Origin of the sequence: Neisseria sp. HMSC073G10 (assembly GCF_001812605.1) — a bacterium.
Lineage (GTDB): Bacteria > Pseudomonadota > Gammaproteobacteria > Burkholderiales > Neisseriaceae > Neisseria > Neisseria subflava_A.
Genome location: NZ_KV809528.1, coordinates 196078 through 208119, shown reverse-complemented (window position 1 = coordinate 208119; position 12042 = coordinate 196078). Strand labels below are relative to the sequence as shown.

Below are 12042 nucleotides of genomic sequence, written 5' to 3'. Positions count from 1 at the left end.
CGGACGGATTCGGATAAAGAAGGAAATAAAGAACAATGCGGCGGAAAGGTTGATGGTTCCGCTGCCGTCCGAATGCTGATGTTTCGGACAAAATAAGGCAGCCTACATCTTCTTATTATCGTAGCGCCGGTAATTTCGGACGGTGCTGCGCGGACTGCGTCTTACGCCCGGCCGGACGGCAGGTTCAATTCAAACTTAATTACGGGATTGCGTTTGCCGGCTTTGAACAAACACAAGGAAATGCTTTGCGGAGTGCGTTTTTAATATAAAATCTCGTTTTAACAATAAATCCGTTTCAGACGGCCTGCGATGGCAGGTTCGAGTCCCGAAACGGACGTTTGGGATTATAGAGAAAATGCACGCAATACGCAAAGATTCAGTCAGCCTGATTGCCGTTGCCGAACACGAGGAAGGCCAACGCCTTGATAACTATCTGATAAAAATCCTCAAAGGCGTCCCGAAAAGCCATATCCACCGCATTATCCGCGCCGGCGAAGTGCGGCTGAACAAAAAACGCTGTAAACCCGACAACCGCATTCAGGCAGGCGATACCGTCCGCATTCCGCCGATACGTATCGCCGAAAAACAAAGGCCGTCTGAAAGCCAGGCCGCGCCTGCGCGCGAGTTTGACATCGTTTACGAAGACGATGCGCTTTTGGTCATCAACAAACCATCCGGCGTTGCCGTCCACGGCGGCAGCGGCGTGAGCTTCGGCGTCATCGAACAAATCCGCCGCGCTCGTCCCGAAGCACGTTATCTCGAACTCGTCCACCGCCTCGACAAAGACACCAGCGGCCTTTTGATGATTGCCAAAAAACGCAGCGCCTTGGTGAAACTGCACGAAGCCATCCGCAACGACCATCCGAAAAAAATCTATCTCGCGCTGGGTGTCGGCAGGCTGCCGAACGACCGCTTCCACGTCAAGCTCCCCCTGTTCAAATACACCGGCGCACAAGGCGAAAAAATGGTGCGCGTCAGCGAAGACGGCCAATCCGCCCACACCATCTTCCGCGTGTTAAACCGTTTTTCAGACGGCCTTTTGCACCAAGTCGGCCTATCCGACCTGACCTTTGTCGAAGCCACCCTGAAAACCGGCCGCACCCACCAAATCCGCGTCCATCTGCAATCGCAAGACTGCCCCATTGCCGGCGACGAACGCTACGGCGACTATCAAGCCAACAAACGCCTGCAAAAACTCGGTTTGAAAAGAATGTTCCTGCACGCTTCCGAGCTGCATCTCGCCCATCCGCTGACCGGAGAGAAACTGATCCTGGAAGCCCCCCTGCCGCAAGAATTGGCACAATTTGTTTTAATGCTGGAAAATCAGGAAAAGGCCGTCTGAAAGGAAACCCATGAAACCCAAACTCATTATTTTCGACTGGGACGGCACACTTGCCGACACCACCAACCCCATCATCCACACCTTTCAACAAAGCTTTGCCGATTGCGGTCTGCCTGTTCCCGAAGCCGACCAAATCCGCCCACTCATCGGATACAGCCTCTCCGGCATCATCCGCCGCCTTGCCCACAACGTCAGCGAACACGTTCAGGAAACCCTGATTGAGACCTATGCCGCGCACTACCTCAATCCCAACAACCGCAACATGACCCTGTTTCCCGAAGCCCTGCCCTGCCTGCAACGCTTGAAACAACAAGGCTATTGGCTTGCCGTCGCCACCGGCAAAGGCCGAAGCGGCTTGGACAAAGCCATCGCACAAACCGACACCCAAGCCTTTTGGCTAGAAACCGCCTGCGCTAGCGAATATCCGTCCAAACCCGCACCCGATATGGTACTCGCCCTCTGCGATCGACTGGGTGTTGAACCGGAAGAGGCCGTCGTCGTCGGCGACACCACCCACGACCTAGAAATGGCCGCCAATGCTAAAATCCGCGCCATCGCAGTCACCACCGGCGCACATACCTCCAAACAGCTTTCCTCCATGCCCCATGTCGCCATGCTCAACAGCTTGGCCGAGTTGCCTGATGTATTGGAAACCTTATAAAAGGCTATGCAACATCTATATTAAAGGCCGTCTGAAACCTACTTTCAGACGGCCTTTAATTTGTTTTATCGATCTGAGCGCACCCTGACAAATGTTGCAAATTTCGGCGTTCCCTTTTGCGTAAAACCACGATAACGGTAAGTAATCAGCGCACCGATTTTCGGCGGATGGTCGCGGTCTTTATCCTTAAAACCGCTGCCGATACGAAACTCGCCATATCGGTTTTTGCATCCTACCGCACCCAAACGCCCGACATTGCGCCCTTTGCCCTCATAATGACGCGTTACCGTACATTCATCATCATATTCACTTTTCAGCTTCAACAGCTGCCCATTTCTACCGCTTGCATAACGGGCTTCAGGTTGACGCAGCATCACCCCTTCCCCACCCAGCGCTTCAACTTGTTTCAAAAAATCCAAAGCATGCTGTTTGTCGCGCACCTTGACTTGCGGAATAACCGTAAACCGTGCCGACGGGTGTGATTTCAGCCATTTCGAAGCCGTTTCCAACCGCTGATACAGATTACCCTGCGCCTGTGGCACATCAAAAACATGCAAGCGGATGCCGTCCCAAGTTCCCGAGGCAGAACGCACCGTCGCGGAAATTTGCTCAAACCGCCCTCGTCCGCTGTACAACTCACCATCCATCGGAAACGGCGGAAAACCTGCTGTAAAACCTTTGGGCGGTGTAAACGCATAGCCCTGACGACTGACCAACTGCCTGCCGTCCCAATACGCGCGCACGCCATCCAACTTTTCACTCATGGCCCAACCGGCAATATCTTGATTTTTATATTCCTGCGCCAACAACAAATCTGCACCAAACGCCGCAGAGATGAAAGAAGCCGCAAAAATCGGTATCATGGTTCGCATTACATTATTCATAAGACACTTTTCCAGACTTGCTTTTTATTATATGTGCATAATAACAAAAGACCGTCTGAAACGTAAACAACATTAAATAAGCCTTTCCCAGGAACACCCATGGCACTCCAATTTGAAATCAACGCCGTTACCCCTTTCCGTCAAAACTGCACGCTGATTTGGGATGACGAAACCAAAGAAGCCGTTTTGACCGATGTCGGCGGCGACGTTCCCTATTTATTGCAACAAGTCCAAAACAAAGGCCTCAAGCTGACGGCCATTTGGCTGACCCACGGCCATCTTGACCACGCAGGCGGCGTGGTTGAGCTTTTAAAAACCTGCGACGTACCCGTTCTCGGCCCGCACAAAGACGACGAATTCCTGCTCCAAGCCCTTCCGCAAACGACGGCGCAATACGGCTTCCCCGTTTCTCCGTCATTCACGCCGACACGCTGGTTGGAAGAAGGAGAAACGCTCAAGGTCGGCAATCACAGCTTCCAAGTCCTCCACATTCCCGGCCACACTCCCGGCCAAGTCGTTTTTTACAACGCCGAAAATGAACTTTTAGTCGCAGGCGATGTTTTATTTTATGAGACTGTCGGTCGCACAGATTTTCCACGCGGCAATCATGATGACCTCATAAACAATATCTGCGCTAAACTATTAACCCTGCCCGAAACCACGCAAGTTATAGCCGGACACGGCCGTATGACCAGTATCGGGCATGAGAAAAGGTACAATCCGTTTCTGGTTCGCTAATATGAATGTTGTATAAAGCCAACATTTTGGCATACTCAGATTATGCGTATAAAAGAAAACTGGCATACAATTTGCAGGGATAACACCCGAAAGATTAAGTACCTAATCTCCGGCAAATGCCAAAAAGAACTAAAGCACAAAGATAACAAGGTATTACGCAATACAACCTGATTTATCGAAAACCGGACATCTCTAAACCCCAAGCCTTACTCGCAGTGAAATTGTTACAAAGTGACAATAAATGTCAGTCAGGCCGTCTGAACGGCTCTGCCGATTCAGGCGGATACAACGGAGATGAGGCGCAATGCCCTGCCGGAATGTGCCGATGTTCTGTTTGTCAAACCGTCGGGTACATCTTTAAGAAGCACAACATTATTTGGGTAAACCGGCAAACTCGCTGCCGGCACTAACAGGCCGTCTGAAAAGTTCGGCCGGTAAAATCAATAAAAGGATTATCAAATGAAAAAAATCGCAAAAGTAGGCTTCGTCCTGCTGGCTACCGGCCTGCTGGCCGCCTGTGCTACTAAGAGCAAAATCACTCCTGAAGGCACTACAGACGAGCCACGCTTCCCTAAACCTTACTCCCTGACCTTCAACAAAGACCGCGGTACATTCCCGACTTTTGACGAGCTAGATCAAATGCGTCCTGGCCTGACCAAAGACGACATCTACAAAATCCTCGGCCGTCCTCACTACGACGAAGGCATGGTTGGCGTGCGTGAATGGGACTACCTGTTCCACTTCTACACCCCAGGCGTAGGCGTTGACCCTGAAAACACTTCCGGCGTTGAAGGCATCACTACTTGCCAATACAAAGTGATCTACGACAAAGACAAATTTGCACGCAGCTTCTTCTGGAATCCAGTATTCCCTAAAGATGCCGTGTGTCCTCCTCCAGCACCTACACCTAAACAAGAGCCTCAAGTGATCATCCGCGAGATCATTAAAGAAGCTCCTAAACGCATCCGTCAATAAGGACAAATTTGAAACGGATCCTATTGGGTATAGCCTTGGCAGCAGGTCTGAATTCTTTGGCCGCTGCCGATGCTGTCAGTGACTATATCCAGCGTAAAAAAGTTGTGGTCAATACAGCTAAGGCGGAGCTTTGCTTTGCCGATGACGGTCAGTGCCATCCGGTACTGATTGGCAAGACCACTCCGAAAGGCAAATTCAATATGACGCCGATGATGACCAGCAAACCGGGTTACGGTGGCGAGGTTATCGGCTTCAAAGAAGAAAATGACTTTCTGTTTGCGTTACACAGGGTATGGACGCTCAAGCCACAGGAAAGACGCATGGAACGCATCGTCTCCCCTCATGTGGCCGACCGCATCATAACCAATGGTTGTATCAACGTACAAAATAATGTGTACGAAAAACTGCGTCAGTACTTCATTTTAGAAGTTATCTGATGTAGGCTTTAGTTTAAATAAAGGCTGTCTGAATATTTTTCAGACGGCCTTTTCTTTTTTATTGGCAAAAACCTTTATTGCTGGATATGCTGATACGGTCTTGGACAGCGCGGCAACTTTGTTGAAGCTGCTGATTCAGGAAAAGAAAACTCTATCAACCTAACGCGTATCTAAAAAAAGCTGCCTAAAAGTTCAGGCAGCCTTTATTGTTTATAAACAAATAATATGTTAACCTATTGTTATCGAATAGATTTAATTATTCGTAATATCATTTCACCAAGCAAAAAGGACTCTATCTTATGAACCGTCGTCAATTTATCGGCAGCGCCGCTGCTGTTTCCCTTACCGCCGCCGCTTCTTTTGCCCGTGCTCACGACCATGCAGGCCATGCACACCACGCCGGTCATGCCGGTCACGCGCATTCTGCACCGCGCGCCTACGAAGCTGCGCGCAAAGCAGCCGCACATTGCGTTGAAGCCGGTCAAATCTGCCTGACTCACTGCATCACTCTGTTGAGCTCCGGTGATACTTCCATGAAAGACTGCGCAACCGGCGTTAACCAAATGTTGGCACTGTGCGGCACATTGCAAAACCTCGCTGCCCAAAATTCACGCCTGACCCCATCTTTGGCAAAAGTGTGCATCGAAGCCTGCAAACAATGTGCTGCCGCCTGCAAAGAACACGCCGGCCACCACGCTGAATGCAAAGCCTGCTACGAATCTTGCTTGGCTTGCATTAAAGAATGCGAAAAAATTGCCGCTTAAGCACTATTGAAAAAAGGCCGTCTGAAATTCAGACGGCCTTTTATTTTGCTATTTTGTTTACGCTATTCGGCTGCAAGCTCTTGCTCATCCAGCAGTTTTTTCCGAACAATCGCAGGGTTGCCCGCAGCCACGCAATAAGGCGGCACATCTTTGGTAACCACCGAACCTGCACCGATTACCGCGCCCTTACCGATGGTAACGCCGCCCATGATAATCGCACGCCGGCCAATCCAAACATCATCTTCAATCACAATCGGGCTGATATCTGTATAACCTTCGAAGCGGCGGGTTTCAGGGTTGAATTTGTGGTTGGTCGAATAAAACAGGCATTCCGGCCCCATCATCACGTTCTTGCCGAGGGTCAACCCGCGGCAGATTTCGCAATTTACGCCGATACCCGAATTGTCGCCGACTACCGTATCCGGAAAGACGTACCCGCCTTTTTCAATATTGACGTTTTTACCGATGTTTGGAGAAATACACGCAGCCAAAGCAACACGGAATTTTTGCGCAATTCTGCCGAATGGTTTGCAATAAGACGGGGGCAACACTCCTCCCAAAACACGCAAAATGCACGTCAATATCTTTTTCCACATTGATTCCGTCTCCTGTTCGTACAAGCGTAAATATTATTCAGACTATTATTCTTCTTAAAGTTTCACATCTAGAGGAGGTTTTACATCCTCTTTTCAGTTAGATTACAATCTGATCGCATAATATTTGGTTCGATATTCTATTCTAAACTGTTCTCTTCTGTTGCGAAACTACCCTGCATACAAAATATCCTCTTGACGAAACAGCCAAAAATAGCGAAAATTCCACGCTTAACTGAAGTACAGGCAAAACCCCTGTGCCCGCTTAATCGAAAGGAAATCAAATGAAACAAGGTATTCACCCGAACTACCACGAAATCAACGTTACCTGCTCTTGCGGCAACAAATTCGTAACCAAATCCGCAATGGAGAAAGACAGCTTCAACGTTGAGGTTTGCTCTCTGTGCCACCCTTTCTACACCGGTACTCAAAAAATCGTCGACACTACCGGTCGTGTGGACAAATTCAACAACAAATTCGGCAACCTGTTCAAACGCTAATTGCCGCTTTGTCAAAAAGACTGCTTCGTGCAGTCTTTTTTGCATTCAGGCCGTCTGAAACTTTTCTTTCAGACGGCCTGAGCTTTTTGTCGTCAACCAAATGCCATATCCTTCCAACCACCCGATAAAAACGAGCCGTAAGCATTCTTTTACAAAGCTCTCCGGTCCGGCATATCGCGCAAACCCGTCAAACCCTGTACCATTGCTATTCAAACCAACCGTTTTTTGACCTTCCATGCTGACTTACACACCGCCCGATCCGCGCCGCCCCCAAAAAACCCATGAAAAACCATGGCTTCTGCTGCTGATGGCCTTTGCCTGGCTGTGGCCGGGCGTGTTCTCGCATGACTTGTGGAACCCTGCCGAACCCTCCCTCTTTACCGCCTCCGAATCCATGAAAAACGGCGGCAGCCTGTTGGTTGCACAAATCTTCGGCCAACCCGACTTCACCATCTCCCCTGCTTTTTTGTGGGTGGCAACCGCATTCCAAACACTGTTTTCACCTTGGGCGGCCGATGCCTATGATGCCGCGCGTTTTGCCGGCGTGGTATTTACCGCCATCGGACTGACGGCCTGCGGATTTGCCGGTTTCAACTTCCTCGGCAGACACCACGGCCGCAGCGTTGTCTTAATCCTTATCGGCAGCATCGGTTTGCTGCCCATCGCCCACTTCCTCAATCCCATGTCGGCCGCTTTTGCCGCGTTTGGATTGATTCTGTGCGGCTTTTCACTGGCACGCCGCCGCGTCATTATTGCCATTTTGTTGTTGTGCGGCGGCTGGGTTTTACTCGCCCTCTCCTCAGGTTACCTGCTGACTTCAGCCATGATGTTTTTGGCACTTGCCCTGTCGTTCCATTCCACTTGGCAGAGCAAACGCTATCTGCTGACCCTGATTGGCGCCATCGTCGTTTCCCTGCCTCTGCTGATTCTGTATCCGCTGGTCTTATCGAAAACCAATCCCGAATGGTTTGATATTTGGTTCAACCATTATTTCTTAGGCGTATTCGGCGGCTTCCATCAGATTCAGACGGCCTTCAACCTGCCCTATTATCTAAAAAACCTGCTGTGGTTTGCCTTGCCTGCCTGGCCACTGGCGGCATGGACGCTCAGCCGCACGCGTATCCACGATAAAAACTGGGGCATTCTGAGCCTGTCGTGGCTGGTTATCATGACAGCCCTGCTCGCCATCAACCCGCAACGCCTGCAAGACAACCTCGTTTGGCTGTTGCCGCCGCTCGCCCTGCTCGGCGCAGCACAACTGGACGGCCTGCGCCGTGGTGCGGCGGCATTTATCAACTGGTTCGGCATCATGGCATTTGGTCTGATTGCCGTCTTCCTGTGGCTGGGCTTCTTCGCCATGAACTACGGCTGGCCTGCCAAGCTGGCCGAACGCGCCGCCTATTTCAGCCCGTATTACACCCCCGACATTGACCCGATTCCGATGACCGTCGCCCTGCTGTTTACCCCGTTATGGCTCTGGGCGATTACGCGTAAAAACATCCGCGGCCGCCAAGCCGTAACCAACTGGGCAGCCGGCGTTACCTTGGCCTGGGCCTTGCTGATGACCCTGTTTTTACCGTGGCTCAACGCCGCAAAAAGCCATGCGCCGGTGATTCACCAAATGGAAGCCGCGCTTTCTTCCGAATTGAAACAGAAACTTTCAGACGGCCTCGAATGTATCAGCATCGACGGCCAAGACCAGCGCACACGCATCGCGTGGACACAATACAGCCATATTAAAACCACGACCGACAACCCGTCCTGCCGCTACCGCCTCATCCGCCAAGCCGCCAATGTCGGTGCACCTTCGGGTTGGCAAACCTTGTGGCAAGGCGCAAGACCGCGCAACAAAGCCGAGACTTTCCTATTCTTAGAGAAAACTTCAGCGCAATAAATCCGTGACACTAGCCATAAAGCTGAATATTCCTGCTACATTCAAATAAAAGGCCGTCTGAAAGAACTTTTATCCTTTCAGACGGCCTTTGACTCACTTTAACACCGCTTCCCGTACAATGGCCCTTTTCCCTTATCTGCCTAAAAACATGAAACCCAACCGCCTTTTGCCCCTCGTCCTCTTATTGACCGCCCTCTCCGCCCATGCCAAAGATTTCATCATCTACGACCGCATGGACTACGTCGGCAAACCCGACCTGACCGCCGACAAACTCTCCAAAGTGTTCTTGGTTTACGAAAGCGAGCTGGTCAAACCCGATCCGACGGGCAAACGCAAACACGGCGTACTCAACGAAACGCGTATCCGCGAATTGGCCAAACAATCTCGCCGAGAAGGCTACCGCACCATTTCTACTGACATCGAAAGCTGGTTTGCCGAAAAAGACGGCCAGCTGCTGACACCCGACGAATTGAAAACCGACTTTGCGCGGATGTACCAGATCTTCAGAGAAGAAAACCCGCGCGCCTTCATCAGCAACTACGGCATGCCCTCCGAACACCTGCACGGCATCCGCCACTACCGCCCCAACGTTGACAACGAAACTATCTTGGCCAAATGGCGGCAAGTCAGCAAACGCCGTGCGCCCACCGCCGCCATCAGCGACTATGCCAATCCTGTGTTCTACATCACTTCCCCCGATTTGGTGCAATGGGAAAAAGACGTGAAAACCGCCGTTGACGACATCCACCAACGCTTTCCTAACAAAAAAATCATCGGCTACATCTGGCCGCAATATTATTCGGCCACCAACAACCCTTATTTCAAGCAGTTCATCGACCCCGTCCGCTGGCGTAAAATGCTCGAAATCAGCAAAAAATACACCGACGGCGTGATCATCTGGTCGGACAAGCGCGATGAAAACAACCAAATCGTGCGTTGGAACGATCCGCGCATCCAAGCCACGATGAAAGCGACTCAAGCCTTCATCAATGCCAATGCCAAAGAAATCAAGGTAGAAGGTTTGCAGAAATATTAAAAATAAAGCGGGCATATTTGCCCGCCTCTTTATAATATGCAGTTAATTCCTAATAGTATTCATAAAGCTGTTAGGCATACTGGTCAAAAATCGTTAAAGAAAGGTCAGTAAAAATGAGAAAACTATCAATATTATCAGATGAGGGATTGGTTCCAATAAGAACAATTCAACAATTTGCTGAAGATGTAGGGGTCGTTTTTCCTGTTTCATATGTATCACTTCTTGGCAAACATGATCATTTATACCCTAAAGAAAATATTTTCAATTTTATCAATCAATACGGTGAAAATGATGAAAGGGACATTTCATTTTTAGGGTATAAGCAAAATTTAGGCTATGAAGATATTTATAGCTATTCATGTATTGATGATGAATATGGGTATGCAAAAAAAGTGATTGCTTTTGGGATTTCAGCTAATGGCGATTATATCTGTTTTGATTACAGAAAATGCAATGAAAATCCATGTATCATTCTGATGTATCATGATGATTTTTATGAAGATGAGAATGGAGATACGAAAATGGTAACTAGCCATATTGCAGATAGTTTTGATGCCTTTTTGGATATGCTATATGAACTTTCAGATTAAGTGTGTAGGTTGAGTTGAAAACCCAACTAAATTAAAAAGATCGTCTGAAATCAGCGGCCTTAAAGAAGGACGAACAGACAGCTCTTAAAATTTATTCCGTCATAAAAGAGCAAGTCAAGCATGAATGTAGTTCCAAAGGAAGAATTACCGAATGTCGTCAAAATATAGGACGCATCATCGAATTTATCCAAGATAAACACTTTGACAGTCGGTTTAAGGACTTGAAAAACGGATCCATAGGCTATCTAAACCGACATCCCGATTGGGTGGCCGACTACCTGAAGGCCGAATATGAAAAGCTGGATGCGGAAGACAAAAGCATCCTACACCGCTACGTCAAACCCGGAGCTGAAATCGTTTCGGGCAGTTTGGGGGTTGTGCTTTCCAGTGTAGCCGGAGGCGGATCTTGTGCCGAGACTTTCGGCTTCGGCTGTGCCGCCGCTTTGGTTGGTGTAACGTCTTCCTACGATCATGTCATTACTGGGACGAAAAACTTCGGAAAAAAAGCCAGCGAGCAACGACCGACGATTACGGTCCAGACCTTGAAGCAGTTGGGGTTGTCGGAGCAGGCTGCGGAATATGTTCAGTTTTCTATAGATTTGTTCAGTGTGGGTAAATCAGGGGCCGGTATGCCTAAGGCTAAGCCTGTGTCTGATGCAAAACCGAGATGGGAGGTTGATAGGAAGCTTAATAAATTGACAACTCGTGAGCAGGTGGAGAAAAATGTTCAGGAAATAAGAAACGGAAATAAAAACAGCAACTTTAACCAACATGCTCAAATAGAAAAAGAAATTAAGAAATTAAGCAGAGGTCCATCTGGGCTAATCAGAAAAGAATTTGAAGATTGGTTAGTTAAATTTCATGGAGGAAATGGAAGCTTTAAAATGGGAGGGAGAGAGTTTGACGGTGCTATTACAATCAATCGTTGGTATGAAGCCAAATCTGGTAATTTCTGGAGAGATCACACTTCTACACCTCAAAAATTCGAAAAATTTAAATCAGATATGGGTGATAGACTGAAAATTGCAACAAAAAATGGAGCAACATATGAATTACATTCAAATACACCAATCCCCAAACATGTTAAAGAATTTTTGAACAAAAAAGGTATTAAATATTTTGAATATTAAAAGTTATAGGAGATTTAAAAATGTCAAGAAGTGTAAGTTTGGATATGGATTTATCCATGAATAATAAAAAATTTTCTCGTTATGAAATACTAGAATGCTTATTGTATGGAGGTTGGAGTTTTCTAGATGATGGAAATTTTGTTTACTTACCACTTGGCGATGAAGACTATGATTGGAATTCAGCTTCTATGTCAGAAAAAGAAATTTTAGATTTTTTAAGAATAAAAAGTAATTTAGATGAAGTAATTGGATTTTCAATAACATGGGCTGACACCAATATTGGTGGACAAGTTTTATTTTTCCCTAATTTTGAATTCTCATTTAGCATCACCATTAATATTAAAAATTTTGATAAAGAAATAGTTGATGTTAACTGGTATTTGATTAAATTATTACCTATTTTTGATAAGAATGGTATTTTATATAATTCTATTAGATATCAGGAATATAGATAAATCATAAATTAGCAAGCCGTAGCCCATATGAAACCTAAACTCA

The 12042-nt window shown here is 47.9% G+C and carries 13 protein-coding genes and 1 pseudogene; 12 read left to right on the top strand and 2 right to left on the bottom strand.

Features of this window, described 5'->3' with window-relative positions:
* The first annotated feature begins 355 nt into the window (after positions 1–355).
* Both HMPREF2865_RS06940 and HMPREF2865_RS06935 read left to right on the top strand, forming a co-directional pair.
* Positions 356–1342: an RluA family pseudouridine synthase gene (locus tag HMPREF2865_RS06940; RefSeq protein ID WP_070646536.1), complete on the top strand. Its 987-nt coding sequence runs from the start codon at positions 356–358 to the stop codon at positions 1340–1342.
* Between the two features lie 10 nt (positions 1343–1352).
* Positions 1353–2003, top strand: a complete 651-nt coding sequence (locus tag HMPREF2865_RS06935; RefSeq protein ID WP_070646535.1) for an HAD-IA family hydrolase — start codon at positions 1353–1355, stop codon at positions 2001–2003.
* 65 nt (positions 2004–2068) lie between these two features.
* Here the strand turns inward: HMPREF2865_RS06935 and HMPREF2865_RS06930 are convergent, their stop codons facing one another.
* Entirely contained in the window at positions 2069–2875 is an 807-nt protein-coding gene (locus HMPREF2865_RS06930; RefSeq protein ID WP_070646534.1) for a DNA ligase, read from the bottom strand.
* Positions 2876–2986: 111 nt separating this feature from the next.
* On the opposite strand from HMPREF2865_RS06930, the gene HMPREF2865_RS06925 reads away from it, so the two are divergent.
* From HMPREF2865_RS06925 to HMPREF2865_RS06910, 4 genes are all read left to right on the top strand, one after another.
* Positions 2987–3625: an MBL fold metallo-hydrolase gene (locus tag HMPREF2865_RS06925; RefSeq protein ID WP_070646533.1), complete on the top strand. Its 639-nt coding sequence runs from the start codon at positions 2987–2989 to the stop codon at positions 3623–3625.
* Positions 3626–4084: 459 nt separating this feature from the next.
* Complete coding sequence (locus HMPREF2865_RS06920; RefSeq protein ID WP_070646532.1) at positions 4085–4600, top strand: outer membrane protein assembly factor BamE; 516 nt, start codon at positions 4085–4087, stop codon at positions 4598–4600.
* Positions 4601–4608: 8 nt separating this feature from the next.
* Positions 4609–5037, top strand: a complete 429-nt coding sequence (locus HMPREF2865_RS06915) for a hypothetical protein (RefSeq protein ID WP_049329449.1) — start codon at positions 4609–4611, stop codon at positions 5035–5037.
* 299 nt (positions 5038–5336) lie between these two features.
* Positions 5337–5801 (top strand): four-helix bundle copper-binding protein, encoded by a 465-nt coding sequence (locus tag HMPREF2865_RS06910; protein WP_070583986.1) that lies wholly within the window; start codon positions 5337–5339, stop codon positions 5799–5801.
* Positions 5802–5863: 62 nt separating this feature from the next.
* Here HMPREF2865_RS06910 and HMPREF2865_RS06905 read toward each other — a convergent pair whose 3' ends face one another.
* A complete protein-coding gene (locus tag HMPREF2865_RS06905; RefSeq protein ID WP_070583988.1) occupies positions 5864–6397 on the bottom strand; it encodes an acyltransferase in 534 nt (177 codons plus the stop codon).
* A 281-nt stretch (positions 6398–6678) separates the two neighbouring features.
* Between HMPREF2865_RS06905 and rpmE the strand changes: the two genes are divergently transcribed.
* The 6 genes and pseudogenes from rpmE to HMPREF2865_RS06870 all read left to right on the top strand — a co-directional run bounded on the left by rpmE (position 6679) and on the right by HMPREF2865_RS06870 (position 11999).
* Positions 6679–6894 carry a 50S ribosomal protein L31 gene (gene rpmE, locus HMPREF2865_RS06900; protein ID WP_003681847.1) on the top strand — a complete coding sequence of 72 codons (216 nt, stop codon included), beginning with the start codon at positions 6679–6681 and terminating at the stop codon, positions 6892–6894.
* Between the two features lie 235 nt (positions 6895–7129).
* Positions 7130–8788, top strand: coding sequence for an ArnT family glycosyltransferase (locus HMPREF2865_RS06890; RefSeq protein WP_070646530.1), 1659 nt, complete (start codon positions 7130–7132; stop codon positions 8786–8788).
* Between the two features lie 148 nt (positions 8789–8936).
* Positions 8937–9824 (top strand): hypothetical protein, encoded by an 888-nt coding sequence (locus tag HMPREF2865_RS06885; protein ID WP_283120651.1) that lies wholly within the window; start codon positions 8937–8939, stop codon positions 9822–9824.
* Between the two features lie 113 nt (positions 9825–9937).
* The gene (locus HMPREF2865_RS06880; RefSeq protein ID WP_070646528.1) at positions 9938–10414 is read left to right on the top strand and encodes an SMI1/KNR4 family protein; all 477 of its coding nucleotides are present in this window, start codon (positions 9938–9940) and stop codon (positions 10412–10414) included.
* Positions 10415–11031: 617 nt separating this feature from the next.
* Positions 11032–11217: pseudogene (locus tag HMPREF2865_RS12255) on the top strand (septum formation inhibitor Maf); the annotation flags it as partial.
* Between the two features lie 383 nt (positions 11218–11600).
* Positions 11601–11999: a hypothetical protein gene (locus HMPREF2865_RS06870; RefSeq protein ID WP_070646576.1), complete on the top strand. Its 399-nt coding sequence runs from the start codon at positions 11601–11603 to the stop codon at positions 11997–11999.
* Positions 12000–12042 lie beyond the last annotated feature (43 nt).

Coding starts and splice junctions, on each gene's coding strand:
- HMPREF2865_RS06940 (WP_070646536.1), top strand. CDS start 356: ATGCACGCAATACGCAAAGATTCAGTCAGCCTGATTGCCGTTGCCGAA.
- HMPREF2865_RS06935 (WP_070646535.1), top strand. CDS start 1,353: ATGAAACCCAAACTCATTATTTTCGACTGGGACGGCACACTTGCCGAC.
- HMPREF2865_RS06930 (WP_070646534.1), bottom strand. CDS start 2,875: ATGCGAACCATGATACCGATTTTTGCGGCTTCTTTCATCTCTGCGGCG.
- HMPREF2865_RS06925 (WP_070646533.1), top strand. CDS start 2,987: ATGGCACTCCAATTTGAAATCAACGCCGTTACCCCTTTCCGTCAAAAC.
- HMPREF2865_RS06920 (WP_070646532.1), top strand. CDS start 4,085: ATGAAAAAAATCGCAAAAGTAGGCTTCGTCCTGCTGGCTACCGGCCTG.
- HMPREF2865_RS06910 (WP_070583986.1), top strand. CDS start 5,337: ATGAACCGTCGTCAATTTATCGGCAGCGCCGCTGCTGTTTCCCTTACC.
- HMPREF2865_RS06905 (WP_070583988.1), bottom strand. CDS start 6,397: ATGTGGAAAAAGATATTGACGTGCATTTTGCGTGTTTTGGGAGGAGTG.
- rpmE (WP_003681847.1), top strand. CDS start 6,679: ATGAAACAAGGTATTCACCCGAACTACCACGAAATCAACGTTACCTGC.
- HMPREF2865_RS06890 (WP_070646530.1), top strand. CDS start 7,130: ATGCTGACTTACACACCGCCCGATCCGCGCCGCCCCCAAAAAACCCAT.
- HMPREF2865_RS06885 (WP_283120651.1), top strand. CDS start 8,937: ATGAAACCCAACCGCCTTTTGCCCCTCGTCCTCTTATTGACCGCCCTC.
- HMPREF2865_RS06880 (WP_070646528.1), top strand. CDS start 9,938: ATGAGAAAACTATCAATATTATCAGATGAGGGATTGGTTCCAATAAGA.
- HMPREF2865_RS06870 (WP_070646576.1), top strand. CDS start 11,601: ATGAATAATAAAAAATTTTCTCGTTATGAAATACTAGAATGCTTATTG.